The following is a 15,625-nucleotide window of genomic DNA, read 5'->3' on the forward strand; positions in this document are numbered from 1 at the left end:
TATAAATCCTTATTTTATTTTTCACCTGCGTAGCTGTCTCTCCATTTAAGAAGACGCTTTTCTAATACTCGGACAAATGAATCGGTTAATTTGCCTACAACAGCAAAAATGATAATTCCGACAAAAACTACGTCCGTTTGAGAAAACTGTCTAGCATCCATAATCATGTATCCTACACCTTCACTTGCTCCCATTAATTCAGCAACTACCAGTCCGAGCCATGCAATACCTAAAGACAATCGGACACCCAGTAAAATATTAGGAAGAGCGGCTGGTAAAATGAGTTTTGTGATTTGTTTCCATTTACTAAATTGAAGAACACGCGCAACATCAAATAGTTTCGAATCAACGCCGCGAATGCCTAGATACGTATTAACATAGATTGGGAAAAATGCACCGTTTGCAATTAGCAATATCTTTGAAATTTCACCAAAGCCAAACCATAAGATAAATAAAGGCGCCAATGCAAGGTGAGGAACGGTTCTAAGCATTTGAATAGATGGATCCATATAGTGCTCCGTTTTCTTTGAGAAACCGACAATTACACCAAATAGTAACCCTAGTCCGGCTCCAACGGCAAAACCTATGACAGCACGCAAAATACTGATTTGAAGATTAGCTCCGAGTTCCCCAGATACGATGAGCTGTTTAAAAGAAAGTACAATATCAACAGGTGTAGGAAGAACAGTTTTTGATACATATCCCGCAGAACCAATGATTTGCCACACCACGATAAGCAGAAGTGGCACGACAAGAGAACGAAGGAAAATTCCCTGCTTATTTTTCGCTTCTTCCTTTCTTTTTTTCACTTTTTGCAAGTGAGCTGCTGAAGACTGGACATGTCCTGAAACCACAGATGTTTTACTCATTTTCATCACCTCATTTTTCTTTTAATGCTTTTTCAATAAATGAATTATCAACGACATCTCCAGTATCAATTTTCTTTTTAATAACGCCTAAAGATTGTTGAAAATCAGCTGTTCGCTGTTGTTCTGCAATAATTTCTTTAGAGGTTGGACGATTATAGGCAGGATTATTTTTTAACACTTGTCTTACTACGTCTTTATCTAGATTTTTTTGCTTTGCTAAAATATCCACAGATTCTTCGAAGTGTTCGTTTTGCCATTCAAGCGCTTCTTGATAAACTTGTAAAAACTTAACGACTAACTCTGGATGATCTTTTGCAAAGCCTTCTCTTACAATAGTAAAACCTGGTGAAGCAACCTTTAACGAATCACCATCTGCTAAAATACGAGCTTCATTTTTTAAGTTTTGCAGTGAGATAAACGGTTCCCAAATTGACCATGCATCCACTGACCCATTTTCAAACGCGGGCTGAGCTTCGTCTGGCTGAAGCTGAATAATCTTTACATCACTTGGCTTCAAACCATTTTGGTCAAGAGCTCTGTACAATAAATTAAAACCGCTGCTTCCTTTCGCAACCGCGATCTTTTTACCTTTTAAATCTTTTACGCTTTTAATCTTGCTGTTTTTACCTACTAAAATGGCATTTCCTTTCAATCCGTCGCTGGAATTAGCAATTTCTAAAAACGGAATGTCTGCGCCTTGACCAGAAATAACCGGCGAATTTCCAACTTGGCCGAAATCCAAATGTCCAGATGCTAAACCTTCAAATTGCGGAGGTCCACTTTGAAACTCTGTCCATTTAACATTTACACCTATTTTTTTAAATTCTTTTTCAAACCATTTTTGGTTTTGTGCCAGCATTAAAGGACCTAAGCTTTGTTGGATACCAATATTGACTGTAACGTCTTTTGAATCTTCTCCGCTTGCTTTTTCTTTCGTCCCGCACCCAGCCAATGCGAGCACAAGTACAATAGCTGCAGTTAAAAATAGCTTTTTCATCTGTTCTGTCTCCTTCTCTGTCTTATTGAATCTTTAATGTTCTCCTGCTTCTTCAAATTCTTTCAGTACTTGCTGCCTTAGCTGCTGAAAAGGTGGTTCTGTCTTTTTTCGCGGATGACTAATTTCTACTGGAACAACCCGGCTAATTTCTCCTGGTCTGGCACTCATAATCACAATTTTAGTACCCAAGTAAATGGATTCGTCTAAATCATGGGTAACAAAAATCATGGTTGTTTTTTCTTTTTTCCATATGTCTAGCAGCACATCTTGCAAATGAGTGCGAGTGAAAGCATCTAACGCACCGAACGGTTCATCTAACAATAAAACTTCTGGATTTCTTAAAAGAGCACGCGCAATCGCGACTCGTTGAGACATCCCTCCAGATAGTTCTCGAGGATAAGCTTTTTCAAATCCTTTCAGCCTGACAATATCAATTAACTCATCAACCCGGCGCCGAACGTTCGAATCTTTCAGCGATAAGTCAGCCGCTATATTTTGCTCCACATTAAGCCAAGGGAACAAGCGGTGTTCTTGAAAAATCATCCCTTGTTTAATGCTAGGGCCGGCTATATGCTTCCCATTGATTTCAATGCGCCCTTCATAATCCATATCAAGTCCTGCAACCATTTTAAGCAGCGTACTTTTTCCGCATCCGCTCGGACCAATAACGGTAATAAATTCACCTTTATTAATCGTAAGATTTACATTTCGCAATGCTTGAGTTACCTGTTCTCCTTTTTGAAATGAGCGGTTAACAGATTGAATGACAACACTCACAGCAATTCCTCCTTGAATTTTTAAATCAAAAGCTATTTTACCTAAAAACATAAAAGCTCCTACCTAAAAAAGGTAGGAGCTTTCGGTTGACCGATCAGCCCGTTGCTATATTTAACTCATTTGTTATTGGATTATTTTGAATTTTATCATATTAATCCGATTTGTCAACTGTGTTTTATATATTTTATCCATTGGATTCTTGAGGATTTGGTTTTTTCCATTTAAATACTCGGTTTAAAAATCCGTATATATGCTTAGACTCCTTCGTTAACAAAGGACCAATAATAGCTAAAATCAATACATAAAGCGCAGCGAATGGCTGAAGGATAGCCGATAATCCTCCTTCAATTCCGATGTTAGCCATAATGATTGAAAACTCGCCTCGTGACATGATTGTTAATCCAATGTTGGTAGAAGCCTTGTGTGACAGCCCGCTTTTTCTTCCTGAGATCATACCGGCTGTAAAGTTACCAATAATCGTAAGCCCAACTGCTCCAAGTGCAAGCCAGCCTGCATCCCATAGCGTAAGAGGATCAATACTTAATCCAAAGCTGAAGAAAAAGATGGCCCCAAAGAAATCACGAAACGGTACGACAAGATGTTCAATCCGATCGCGATGTTCTGTTTCAGAAAATACAAGTCCAAGCAATAATGCGCCAATTGCTTCTGCCACGTGAATTGTTTCTGAGAAGCCTGCCACAAAAAACAATACCGCAAAAACCACGATTATAAAGATTTCATTTGATGAAATATTTAAAAGTTTATTTAGTAGGGGCGTGGCTTTTCGAGCAATGATAAAGAACAGCATCATATAGCCAAACGCAATTAAAATAGATGTTAAAGATCCAGCAAGCGATCCGTGGTCTCCAAGCACCAACCCTGAAACGACAGAAAGATAAACCGCTAAGAAAATATCTTCAAACATAATGATCCCTAATATCAATTCCGTTTCTGGATTCGCCGTTCGTTTTAAATCAACCAATACTTTTGCGACAATTGCGCTGGACGAAATCGTAATAATTCCAGCGATAATCAGCACTTCAAGAAGAGGGTTTCCTGTCAGGTATCCATACAATAATCCTAAAGTGAAGTTAATTAAAATATAAATAGATCCTCCCACCGCGATGGATCTACCTGATTTAATTAACTTTCCAACTGAAAATTCTAACCCTAAATAAAAGAGTAAAAAGAGAACTCCAATTCTCCCCATAAATTCAATAATCTCTTGGCTTTCAATAAACTTTAAACTGAATGAGCCAAACTCAGGAGCATGGGGACCAACCGCCATGCCCAGCAGAATGAGGAATGGAATAATTGTAAATTTAAATTTATGTGCTAGTATAGCCGCTAAAGCGACTAGTAACAAAGCTGTCCCAACTTCAAATACTAAATGATCCAATTATGAACTACCTCCTTGTGAAAGCAATTCTTTAATGAGCGTTTTTAAATTTCCTCTTTCACCAGAGATGACAAGCGTATCTCCTTCTTCAATTAACGTATCTGGTCCTGGGGTGGATAATTTTTTTTGCGTATTTTTAATGACGGCAATGATAGTAACATCATAGTTGCTGCGAACGTCAATTTCCCCAATTGTTTTGCTATGCGCTTTCGCTTGTTTTTCAACTTTGTACCATTCAATCACTAAGTCATTGAATGCCACTTCAATGGTTTCCATTGCTTTTGGCTTGTAAATCATGCCGCCTAAAATTGCAGCTAGCTGTCTTGATTCCGTATCTGTTAACGTAATGTCAAAAATGCTTTCTTCTAAATCTTTTTGATCGAAGTGGTAGATTTCACGTCGTCCATCATCATGAATAATAACGACCACGCGGTTTCCTCCGCTTGTCTCAATTTCAAATTTACGGCCGATTCCTGGCAATTCCGTTTCTTTAATCATCATTGAATGATCACTCCTATAAAGTTTTTAAGAAGAATTTTTTAATTTTGTCGCGTTATTTGCATAGAAAATCCGCATAGCAAATAAGCCTAAGAATAGTTGGTAATTTTAGGTTTGAAGAAAAGGCTTTGAAAATTTCAACCTTTTTATTTAATTGAGGTAACTTGATTGAAAGATTTTTGGATAAAAAAGTGTTTTCTTGAGGATAAAATACGCAATTTGATGCGTTGGAATGATGAGTTTGGCACTCACCCATACTAAAGCAAAAGTTACTATCACGCTTTGTATGAGAGATCCTATTTGTTTAACGCTGTGCTTAGCTCCTGGAGACATGTGCACAATATCCGTATAATGCTGAACCGAACTTTTTGTGACCTTCACTTTTTCAAAGTCGTTATCAATAAATTTATCTGGCAAACTCGCAAAAGGCAAACAGAATATCATGCATAACAATAAGCTCATCCATACATTTTTCATCATCTCACCTCTCTTTCTTCTGAACTAGTATCTCCTTACTTAAAAGTATACGTACTCTGAAATTCAATTTCAAGCAATAAGTTTTTTTTATAAAGATTTACCTTTTTTATAATATTTTCTTAACGTTATTCTTATTAGATATGTATGCGACACTAAAAAAATATATACAAAAAGCTGGCTTTCTAAGAAGAAAGCCAGCTCATGTTATAGTTCAAGTTCTCCCATTCGAAGGAGTTCTACGACTGCTTGAGAACGCCCCTTGACTCCAAGCTTTTGCATCGCATTAGAAATATGATTTCGAACTGTTTTTTCGCTAATGAATAGTTCACTCGCGATTTCTTTTGTTGTTTTGTCCTGTACTAAAAGCTCGAATACTTCTCGTTCACGCTTTGTAAGTAGCGGTTTAGGTTGAAACTCTTTTTCTTTCAATGTAACCCTCCTTGCCTGATCCTGAGTTGAACTATCGGATGGGTGTAAATTTAGTCAACATATCTTATGTGCGGTATGCCTACGCGGTTACTAGTTTTAGAAAAAATATGCAAAAAACTCTTTTTTACCTTTAAAAAAGAAAAAAAGCCTGAAGAAAGAGCCTTCAAGCCATTTTCATATATTTGATAAACACCTTTTCATCTCTTCATTCCAAGGCACGCTTTTTCCTGTTTCTTTAGAAATTTGCACCATTGTTCCTCTCCCGGTGAGGACAACCTCTCTTTGCTCATTTTGAATCATATAGTGTAAATCAACCGACGAACGTCCAATTCTATGAGCTTTTACAAAAACGGATAGCACGTTGCCAAAATACACTTGTTTGACATAATCGCACTGCAAATCAGCCACCACCGGTATCGTTCCCTCATGCTCACTCGTCCACTTTTGCATAAAGCCAATATGGTGAAAGAATTCCGTACGTATTTGTTCAAAATAAACAAAAGGAACCGTATTATTTAAATGTCCAAACATATCTGTTTCCGAAAATCTTACCTTGATCTCCTGCTTAAATAAAAATGAATCTTTCCATTGATCCATGTCTTCAATATACGAAATATTATTCATCTGTATTTCCTCCGTTCGTCATAGACAAAATAAAACCTCTCCGCGTGGAGAGGTTTTGAGTGATTATACTTGATCGCTACCAAAGAAACTTCTGAATGCTTGAATTGTTGTATCACGGTTCAAAGCTGCGATTGAAGTAGTCAATGGAATTCCTTTTGGACATGATTGAACGCAGTTTTGAGAGTTCCCGCAGTTCGCTAGTCCTCCATCACCCATAATCGTCTCTAAACGTTCTCCTTTATTTAACGCACCGGTTGGATGGGCATTAAACAAGCGAACTTGAGAAAGCGGTGCTGGACCGATGAAGTTTGACTTGTCGTTTACGTTTGGACAAGCTTCTAAGCAAACGCCGCATGTCATACATTTGGATAACTCATACGCCCACTGACGTTTCTTTTCAGGCATACGCGGTCCTGGACCTAAATCGTATGTGCCATCGATTGGAACCCAGGCTTTTACTTTTTTTAGTGAATCAAACATACGGCTGCGGTCTACTTGCAAGTCACGAACCACAGGGAATGTTTTCATTGGCTGCAAGCGAATTGGCTGTTCTAGTTTATCAACAAGAGCTGTACATGACTGACGAGGTTTACCGTTGATGACCATTGAACAGGCTCCACATACTTCCTCTAAACAGTTCATTTCCCAGTTTATCGGAGCAACCTCTTTACCTGAAGCATCAACAGGGTTACGTCTGATTTCCATCAGTGCTGAAATAACGTTCATATTCGGACGATACGGAATTTCAAACTCCTGATTGTAAGGAGCAGATTCAGCTGAATCTTGACGTGTAATAATGAAGCGCACTGTCTTTTGGACTGTTTGTTGTTCACTCATTGATTAACGAACCCCCTCTTGTTGTTTTTTTGGTTTTTCGTCTTTTTTCTTTGTGTAGTCGCGCTTACGCGGTTTGATTAACGATACGTCAACCTCTTCATAATGGAAAGAAGGAGCCGTTTTCTTATCCACAAAAGATGCCATTGTTGTTTTTAAGAATTCTTCATCGTTACGATCTGGGAAATCCGGCTTATAATGAGCACCGCGACTTTCGTTACGGTTGTAAGCTCCTAGCGTTACAACACGTGAAAGCTGAAGCATGTTTTGAAGCTGACGAGTAAATGTTGCCGCTTGATTACTCCATTTTGCTGTGTCGTTAATGTTAATACGATCATAGCGTTCAATTAATTCTTGAATCTTTTCATCTGTTTTTAACAGTTTGTCATTGTATCGTACGACTGTCACGTTGTCAGTCATCCATTCCCCTAGCTCTTTATGAAGAACGTATGCATTTTCTGTACCTTGAAGATTCATGATATTGTTCCATTTCTCTTCTTCTTCTTTCACATGACGATCATATACGCTTGAAGAAATAGCATCTGCGCTCTTTTCTAAACCATTGATGTATTCAACGGCTTTAGGACCGGCAACCATACCACCATAAATAGCTGATAATAATGAGTTTGCTCCTAAACGGTTCGCTCCGTGCTGTGAATAATCACACTCACCAGCTGCGAATAAGCCAGGAATATTTGTCATTTGATCGTAATCCACCCATAAACCGCCCATTGAATAGTGTACGGCTGGGAAAATTTTCATTGGTACCTTGCGCGGATCATCGCCCATGAATTTTTCATAGATTTCGATGATACCTCCAAGCTTAATGTCTAGCTCTTTTGGATCTTTATGTGAAAGGTCCAGATAAACCATGTTTTCTCCGTTAATTCCTAACTTCTGCGCTACGCAGACGTCAAAAATTTCACGAGTTGCAATATCACGAGGTACTAAGTTACCGTATGCAGGATATTTTTCCTCTAAGAAATACCAAGGTTTACCGTCTTTATATGTCCAAACGCGTCCCCCTTCTCCACGAGCAGATTCACTCATAAGACGAAGCTTATCATCTCCTGGGATAGCAGTTGGATGAATTTGAATAAACTCTCCGTTTGAATAGTATGCACCTTGCTGATATACGATAGATGCCGCTGAACCTGTATTAATAACTGAGTTCGTCGATTTTCCAAAAACAATTCCAGGTCCGCCTGTAGCCATAATAACCGCGTCAGCTGGGAACGTTTTAATTTCCATTGATTTTAAATTCTGTGCAGAAATTCCGCGACAGCTGCGCTCATCGTCAAGAACAGCACCTAAGAATTCCCATCCTTCGTACTTTGTCACAAGTCCGGCAACTTCATAGCGACGAACCTGCTCATCTAATGCGTACAATAATTGTTGACCAGTTGTTGCTCCGGCAAAAGCCGTACGGTGATGCTGCGTTCCGCCAAATCGTCTGAAGTCTAACAAACCCTCAGGAGTACGGTTAAACATAACACCCATGCGGTCAAGTAAGTGAATAATACCAGGAGCTGCTTCACACATTGCTTTTACAGGTGGCTGGTTGGCTAAAAAGTCTCCGCCGTACACTGTGTCATCAAAGTGTTCCCATGGTGAATCCCCTTCACCTTTCGTATTTACGGCTCCGTTGATTCCACCTTGCGCGCAAACTGAGTGAGATCTTTTTACCGGAACTAGTGAAAATAAATCTACTTGCTTGCCAGACTCAGCAATTTTTATTGTTGCCATCAAGCCAGCTAAACCGCCACCGACTACGATGATTTTTCCGTTACTCATCGGAACCCCACTCCTTCAAAACCTTAATTTTATGCAAATGCGAATAATGTACGAACACCTACAAATGTAAGTGCTAAGAAGATTGCTAATGTCACATAAGTTGAAATTCTTTGAGAACGTGGTGTTACAGTTAACCCCCAGCTAACTCCAAATGACCATAGACCGTTTGCAAAGTGGAAGATCGTAGATACAACACCAACTATGTAGAATGCAAGCATTGCCGGGTTGCTTAAAATTCGTTCCATCATTTGAAAATCTACTTCTTTTCCAAGCGCAGCTTGTATTCTGGTTTCCCATACGTGCCATGTGATGAAGATAAGTGTGATTACACCTGAAACACGCTGAAGGATAAACATCCAGTTACGGAAAAATCCATAGTTGTTAACGTTTGTTTTAGCAGTGAATGCGATGTAAAGACCGTATATTGCATGAAAAACGATTGGTAAGAAAATAATGAAAATTTCTAGAGCATAGCGGAAAGGTAAGCTCTCCATGAAGTGAGCTGCTTGATTAAATGATTCTTCTCCCTTTGTCGCGAAATGATTCACAACTAAATGCTGTGTTAAGAAAATCCCGATTGGTATTACTCCAAGTAGTGAATGGATTCTCCGATATTGAAACTCTCTGTTTGCCGCCATCTGCGTAGACCCCCCTTAGTTAAATGAACATAGTTTGTGAAGAACTTTCTTACTCCCACTAGACAAATAGATTAATCGTGAATACAGGAAATGAAAACCTTTGCATTTCCTAATAAAGTATGTGACAGGTTAATTTTACTCCCATCGATTAAGAGCGTCAAGGCAAGATGTTTAAATCTTCTATAAAATATAAATTTATAAAATTTTATATTTGTTAACGCTTACTGCATTGATGTTAAAGATTTTTTCTTTCTATTATAATATCGCTTGCCACAATTAAGTAAGCGTTTACTTTACACTTTTATTGTAAACAAGTTCACAAAACATTTACACAGGTAAAAGTACCCTTTTAAAAGGTATATTATGGATTTTTCATCTTTACATCTAACTCTTTTTACCATAATAAAGATCCTCTTACATTTTATTTAAAAAATGCGTGAGAGGTTTTTTATATTTGTATATAATAGTAGTAAAGAAAGAGGGGAAAGCATGAGCAATTTACAAACAGAATCACAGCAAGAACTTGAAGAGACGATGGAAACATCAGAACCTAATGTCACAGCTGAAACAGAGAGAGCTCTTGATCACGTTTCATATTTCGGATACAGCCTTTTGCGTGACGTGTTAATTCCAGAGCTTCTTGGAGACGAAACGAATACCATTTCATACTGGGCAGGAAAACACCTTGCGCGGAAATACCCATTAAATACAATGGATGAAATCGTTGCTTTTTTTAAAGCAGCTTCCTGGGGAACACTGACGCTTGCAAAAAAAGATAAATATTCACTAGAGCTTGAGTTATCAGGTGATGTGGTCAGCAAAAGATTTCAGCAGGAAACTTGTTCGTTTCATCTTGAGTCAGGATTTGTGGCTGAACAGATTCAGCGTCAAAACAACTGCCTAACAGAAGCCTACTTAACACCTAAAGAAAAGAACGGAAAAGTGCTGATTTCCGTGCAGTGGGACAGAAAAGATATCTTACCTACCGAAACACGTGCGGAGCGTTATAAAAAGTAGGAAATACCTATATATAAAAGACGTGGAGATACCACGTCTTTTTTCTCTTCTTTATACTTGCACTGCCTGCTGCTCTTCTAATTCAAATGCTACGTGAAGCGTCTCAACAGCTTTTACCATATCAGCATGCGGTACAACTGTAGATACTTTAATTTCAGACGTGCTGACCATCTTCACTTCAATTTTCTCTCCTGCCAGCACTTCAAACATTTCCGCTGCAACGCCTGGATTAGAAATCATGCCAGAGCCGACAATCGATACTTTAGCCAGACCGCTTTCATGTTCAATACGCGTATAGCCCAAAGTAGATTTATACTCTTTTAAGACGACAAGAGCGGCGTCTACGTCTACAGTTTTAATAGAAAATGAGATAGATAAACGATTATTAGCCGTTACGTTTTGAATAATAATATCCACATTTAACTGTTCTTTTGCTAATGCTGTAAAAATAGTAGAAAGAGTTTGTAACTCGTTGTTTAACCCTTCAATTGTCACCCGTGAAATATTGTCTTCAAACGCAATTCCTCTTACGACTAAGTTTTGTTCCATTGAAACTTCCTCCTCAACAATCGTTCCATTCTCGTTTTCTAAGCTTGAACGCACTTCTAGCGGTACCTGATAATTTTTTGCAAACTCAACAGCGCGCGGATGCAGCACCCCTGCTCCCAAATTAGCTAATTCTAACATTTCGTCATATGAAATAGAGTGAAGCTTACGAGCATCTTCTACATAGCGCGGATCTGTCGTAAACACTCCTGTTACGTCTGTATAAATATCACATTTTGCAGCTTTTAGTGCCGCGGCAAGAGCTACTGCCGTCGTGTCAGAGCCGCCTCGACCTAATGTGGTAATGCTTCCATCTTCTGAACAGCCTTGGAATCCAGCTACTACTACGATTCGACCTCTATCTAATTGACTTTGAATGCGAGTCGTGTCAATGTGCTGGATTCGTGCATTGCTGTGAACTGCTTCTGTCTGGATACCAGCTTGCCAACCTGTTAGCGAAGTTGCTTCATATCCTTTGCATTGAAGAGCCATTGTTAGCAGTGAAATCGTCACTTGTTCTCCAGTTGTAAGAAGCATATCCATTTCGCGTTTGCTTGGACTGTCCGTAATATCACTTGCTAATTTCACCAGCGCATCTGTTGTTTTGCCCATTGCCGATACAACAACGACTACTTGGTTACCGCGCTCTGCTTCTTGAATAACACGATTTGCTACATGTTGAATACGTTCAACAGAACCAACAGATGTTCCACCAAATTTTTGAACGATTAATGCCATAATTTTGTTCATTCCTTTTCAATAAATTTGCATATGCAGGATGATGAGAAGCTAAATTTTTTTACTCAGACAATAAAAAAAGCAATGAGATGAGCTCTCATTGCTTAACGAACGAAAATTATAAAACATAACCGTCCACTGCCGTGAGATAGCTCTCCAAGAATCTACATCTTGACAATCCTACGTTTGTTCAACGCAGAACCAGCAATCATTACTATGAGGTAATGTTCACTTCGGCAAATTTCCCTTTCCGCATCATTCATAAGGGCTCATACCCTTCCTGATACGTACTGATTAAATTTGCACCTCTATCTTCACTTCATTTGATGAAGTGTCGTATGAAATTAGTTAATAGCTTATCAAATATTTTCTATTATTTCAAGACTATTTTTGCAATGTTTCATAAATCTTTTCAGCAATGTTTTGAGGAACACCTGAATTTCGAATATCTTCAACCGTTGCTTCTTTCAATTTTTTCACCGAACCAAAATGCTTTAACAAAGCTTTTTTACGCTTTTCTCCCACTCCGGCAATGTCGTCCAGAACTGACTGAAAAGCGGACTTAGAGCGCACTTGACGATGGAAGGTAATCGCAAAGCGGTGAACTTCATCTTGAATTCGCTGAAGCAAATAAAATTCTTGACTATTGCGTTCAAGCGGTATGATTTGAGGAGGCTCGCCAATCATCAGATTCGAAGTTCTGTGCTTATCATCTTTGACAAGACCTGCTGTAGGTACTAAAAGTCCCAATTCATTTTCGAGAACATCCTGTACCGCAGCTAAATGCCCTTTGCCTCCATCTACAACAATTAAATCCGGGAGCGGAAGACCTTCTTTTAACGCTCTGGAATACCGTCTGCGAACGACTTCTCTCATGGAACTGTAATCATCTGGTCCCTTTACGGTCTTAATTTTATATTTACGATATTCTTTTTTTTCTGGTTTCCCATCAACAAAAACAATCATCGCAGAAACTGGGTCTGTTCCTTGAATATTTGAGTTATCAAATGCTTCAATCCGATAAGGAGCGGCAATTCCAAGCTCTTCTCCTAACCGTTCAACTGCGCCAACCGTGCGCTCTTCATCTCGTTCAATTAAATAGAATTTTTCACCGAGCGCAATTTTTGCATTTTTACACGCAAGTTCTACTAATTCTTTCTTTTTGCCTCGTTTTGGATGCTGAACCTCTACTTCTACTAATTTCTCAGCTAACTCTGCATCAATCGTTGCTGGAACCATCACTTCTTTTGGCTTAATATTTTTGGCATAAAACTGACCGATAAAAGTTAAGAAATCTTCTTCTGGCTCTTTATAAAAAGGAAACATAGAAACTTCTCGCTCAATTAATTTCCCTTGGCGAATAAAGAAAACTTGAACACACATCCAGCCTTTATCATAAGAATAGCCAAACACATCTCGATTAACAAAATCATTAAACGTTACTTTTTGCTTTTCCATTGTCGCTTCGATATGAGCAATTTGATCTCGATATTCTTTAGCCCGTTCAAAGTCAAGTTCTTCTGAAGCTTTTAACATTTTTTCAGTTAACTCTGTTTTGACATGCTCATATCCACCATTTAAAAACCGCGTGATATTTTCAATAATTTGTTTGTTTTGCTCTTCTTTTACTTCTTTTACGCAAGGAGCTAGACATTGCCCGATATGGTAATACAAACAAGGTCTGTCTGGCATGGTAGAGCACTTTCTTAATGGATAAATGCGATCAAGAAGCCGCTTTGTTTCATTTGCAGCTTGAACGTTAGGGTAAGGACCGAAGTATTTTCCTTTATCTTTTTTTATTTTTCTTGTAATAACAAGCCGGGGCTGTTTTTCAGCTGTAATCTTAATAAAGGGATAGCCCTTATCATCTTTAAGCATGATGTTATATTTTGGATCATGCTTTTTAATTAAATTCATTTCTAAAATAAGCGCTTCTAAATTAGAAGATGTGACGATATATTCAAAATCGACAATGTCGTTTACAAGTCGAAGGGTCTTTCCATCATGAGATCCGGTAAAGTAGGAGCGTACTCGATTTTTTAATACTTTTGCTTTTCCTACGTAAATGACCGTTCCATATTTATCTTTCATCAAGTAACAGCCGGGCTGATCAGGTAAAATAGCCAGCTTTTCTTTTAAATAATCATTCATACTTTTCTCCTTCCTCTTCTCTTACTCTGTCCATCTATACATTCGCTTATGAAGCGTAACCTACATTCTTTCCTGCTTTACAATAAATGCACATAAGCCGGATTTATGACGGTGTTCCTTACATCTAGTATAAAACAAACGAACGCATATTCGCTAAATAAAAGTATTCCCAAAAGAGAAAAAGTGGAGAAAAAGAAAAAACCTAGCCTGAGCTAGGTTTTGACTTACGCGTGTTTATTAATTAATTCTGTTAATGCTTCTTTTGGTTGGAAACCAACTACTTGGTCAACTTTCTCTCCATCTTTAAATAATACTAAAGTTGGGATACTCATAACACCAAATTTTCCAGCTGTTTCTTGGTTTTCATCAACGTCTACTTTCACGATTTTAACTTTATCGTTAAGTTCGCCATCAATTTCCTCAAGAACTGGAGCAATCATTTTACAAGGTCCGCACCATGGTGCCCAAAAGTCAACAAGCACTAGGCCTGATTTAATTTCATCTGTAAAGTTTTTATCTGTAGCATGTGCAATAGCCATTTTAATTCCTCCTAAATATATGCAATATCCAAATTCTACTCACAGTATATCACCTTCAAATAAGGTTTGCTAACTTTTTGCTTACATTTATACTGTTTATTCTCCGCTCTAGTTTGTACAATTTGCCTAAAAATATGTGTAGAAAATTGCGTTTTCCATGAGGTTGAGGCATAACGAAATGAATGCAATCAACTGCTAGAAAGACCTACACACATGAAACCTACATTTACCCTAACAAAAAAAACGAACCACTAATCAAACATCTTGATCAATGGTTCGTTCTTCATTTCGTCTAAAATACGTTTGTCCCAGCCTCTTACGCAGACTGTACCTTCAGCTTTTTAAATTCTTCTGTTAGAAGGGGAACTACTTCAAATAAATCACCAACGATTCCGTAATCGGCGACTTTAAAAATGTTCGCTTCAGGATCTTTATTAATGGCAACAATAATTTTTGAATTTGACATGCCGGCCAAATGCTGAATAGCACCTGAAATTCCGCAGGCAATGTATAAATCTGGTGTGACTACTTTGCCCGTCTGACCGATTTGAAGAGAATAGTCGCAGTAATCTGCATCGCACGCTCCGCGAGACGCTCCAACAGCTCCATTTAACACGTCCGCTAGTTCTTGGAGAGGTCCAAAACCTTCCGTGCTTTTTACACCTCGACCACCTGCAATCACAACTTTTGCTTCGGATAAATCAACCCCTTGTGTTGCTTTACGTACAACTTCTTTTACAACGGTACGCAAGTTTTTGATTTCAACATTTAAATCCTCTACATCGCCTGTACGTCCCTCATCTTTTGCGAGCGGTGAAATGTTATTTGGACGAATCGTGACAAACGTAAAAGCATCGGTCATAATTTTCTTTTCAAATGCTTTACCAGAATAAATTGGGCGAGTGAAGACTACTTGATCCCCTCCAACTTCTACATCCGTCACATCGGAGATAAGTCCTTTGTCTAATCGAGCTGCCAGCTTTGGCGCTAAGTCTTTGCCAAGAGCCGTATGTCCAAATACGATAGCTTCAGGCTGTTCACTTTCAATGATGGCTAATAACGCCTGAGCGTAACCATCTGATGTGTAAGCAGCTAAATCTTCATGCTCCGTCACAACAACTTTATTCGCTCCGTACGCAATAAGTTCTTCACTTAAAACTTTTACGTCCTTTCCTACTAACGCTGCAACAATTTCTCCCCCGTCAGCTACAGTAGACGCTGCGGAAATCGCCTCAAACGATACGTTTCGTAATCCCCCATCACGTGCTTCTCCAAGAACTAACACTTTGCGTCCCATT

The 15,625-nt window shown here is 38.6% G+C and carries 16 protein-coding genes and 1 riboswitch; of the genes, 1 reads left to right on the forward strand and 15 read right to left on the reverse strand.

Annotated features, from left to right (window positions below):
- Positions 1-14: 14 nt before the first annotated feature.
- The 11 genes from U9R83_RS23520 to U9R83_RS23570 form a co-directional block, all read right to left on the reverse strand.
- A complete protein-coding gene (locus U9R83_RS23520) occupies positions 15-869 on the reverse strand; it encodes an ABC transporter permease (protein WP_014458084.1) in 855 nt (284 codons plus the stop codon).
- A gap of 10 nt (positions 870-879) precedes the next feature.
- Positions 880-1,866, reverse strand: coding sequence for an aliphatic sulfonate ABC transporter substrate-binding protein (locus U9R83_RS23525; RefSeq protein ID WP_014458083.1), 987 nt, complete (start codon positions 1,864-1,866; stop codon positions 880-882).
- 33 nt (positions 1,867-1,899) lie between these two features.
- Positions 1,900-2,694 carry an ABC transporter ATP-binding protein gene (locus tag U9R83_RS23530; RefSeq protein ID WP_014458082.1) on the reverse strand — a complete coding sequence of 265 codons (795 nt, stop codon included), beginning with the start codon at positions 2,692-2,694 and terminating at the stop codon, positions 1,900-1,902.
- A gap of 133 nt (positions 2,695-2,827) precedes the next feature.
- Entirely contained in the window at positions 2,828-4,042 is a 1,215-nt protein-coding gene (locus U9R83_RS23535) for a cation:proton antiporter (protein WP_014458081.1), read from the reverse strand.
- The gene (locus U9R83_RS23540) at positions 4,043-4,543 is read right to left on the reverse strand and encodes a cation:proton antiporter regulatory subunit (RefSeq protein ID WP_013085158.1); all 501 of its coding nucleotides are present in this window, start codon (positions 4,541-4,543) and stop codon (positions 4,043-4,045) included. It abuts the gene before it with no gap.
- 147 nt (positions 4,544-4,690) lie between these two features.
- Positions 4,691-5,020, reverse strand: coding sequence for a hypothetical protein (locus U9R83_RS23545; RefSeq protein WP_223260324.1), 330 nt, complete (start codon positions 5,018-5,020; stop codon positions 4,691-4,693).
- 201 nt (positions 5,021-5,221) lie between these two features.
- Positions 5,222-5,446 (reverse strand): spore germination transcription factor GerE, encoded by a 225-nt coding sequence (gene gerE, locus U9R83_RS23550; RefSeq protein ID WP_013059396.1) that lies wholly within the window; start codon positions 5,444-5,446, stop codon positions 5,222-5,224.
- A 174-nt stretch (positions 5,447-5,620) separates the two neighbouring features.
- Positions 5,621-6,070 (reverse strand): acyl-CoA thioesterase, encoded by a 450-nt coding sequence (locus U9R83_RS23555; protein WP_014458078.1) that lies wholly within the window; start codon positions 6,068-6,070, stop codon positions 5,621-5,623.
- A gap of 63 nt (positions 6,071-6,133) precedes the next feature.
- Positions 6,134-6,907 (reverse strand): succinate dehydrogenase iron-sulfur subunit, encoded by a 774-nt coding sequence (gene sdhB / locus U9R83_RS23560; RefSeq protein WP_013059398.1) that lies wholly within the window; start codon positions 6,905-6,907, stop codon positions 6,134-6,136.
- A gap of 3 nt (positions 6,908-6,910) precedes the next feature.
- Positions 6,911-8,698 (reverse strand): succinate dehydrogenase flavoprotein subunit, encoded by a 1,788-nt coding sequence (gene sdhA / locus U9R83_RS23565; protein WP_013059399.1) that lies wholly within the window; start codon positions 8,696-8,698, stop codon positions 6,911-6,913.
- Positions 8,699-8,727: 29 nt separating this feature from the next.
- Complete coding sequence (locus U9R83_RS23570) at positions 8,728-9,336, reverse strand: succinate dehydrogenase cytochrome b558 subunit (RefSeq protein WP_013059400.1); 609 nt, start codon at positions 9,334-9,336, stop codon at positions 8,728-8,730.
- 489 nt (positions 9,337-9,825) lie between these two features.
- Between U9R83_RS23570 and U9R83_RS23575 the strand changes: the two genes are divergently transcribed.
- Positions 9,826-10,353, forward strand: coding sequence for a YslB family protein (locus tag U9R83_RS23575; protein ID WP_014458077.1), 528 nt, complete (start codon positions 9,826-9,828; stop codon positions 10,351-10,353).
- A gap of 51 nt (positions 10,354-10,404) precedes the next feature.
- On the opposite strand, the gene U9R83_RS23580 is transcribed toward U9R83_RS23575, so the two are convergent.
- From U9R83_RS23580 to U9R83_RS23595, 4 genes are all read right to left on the reverse strand, one after another.
- Positions 10,405-11,637 (reverse strand): aspartate kinase, encoded by a 1,233-nt coding sequence (locus U9R83_RS23580; protein ID WP_014458076.1) that lies wholly within the window; start codon positions 11,635-11,637, stop codon positions 10,405-10,407.
- Between the two features lie 141 nt (positions 11,638-11,778).
- Positions 11,779-11,956: riboswitch (Lysine riboswitch) on the reverse strand.
- A gap of 65 nt (positions 11,957-12,021) precedes the next feature.
- Positions 12,022-13,788, reverse strand: coding sequence for an excinuclease ABC subunit UvrC (gene uvrC, locus U9R83_RS23585; RefSeq protein WP_226554872.1), 1,767 nt, complete (start codon positions 13,786-13,788; stop codon positions 12,022-12,024).
- A 224-nt stretch (positions 13,789-14,012) separates the two neighbouring features.
- Positions 14,013-14,327 carry a thioredoxin gene (trxA, locus tag U9R83_RS23590; protein ID WP_013059404.1) on the reverse strand — a complete coding sequence of 105 codons (315 nt, stop codon included), beginning with the start codon at positions 14,325-14,327 and terminating at the stop codon, positions 14,013-14,015.
- Between the two features lie 316 nt (positions 14,328-14,643).
- Positions 14,644-15,624, reverse strand: a complete 981-nt coding sequence (locus U9R83_RS23595) for an electron transfer flavoprotein subunit alpha/FixB family protein (RefSeq protein ID WP_014458074.1) — start codon at positions 15,622-15,624, stop codon at positions 14,644-14,646.
- Position 15,625 lies beyond the last annotated feature (1 nt).

Origin of the sequence: Priestia sp. LL-8 (genome assembly GCF_036227845.1) — a bacterium.
In the GTDB taxonomy this organism is placed as follows: domain Bacteria; phylum Bacillota; class Bacilli; order Bacillales; family Bacillaceae_H; genus Priestia; species Priestia zanthoxyli.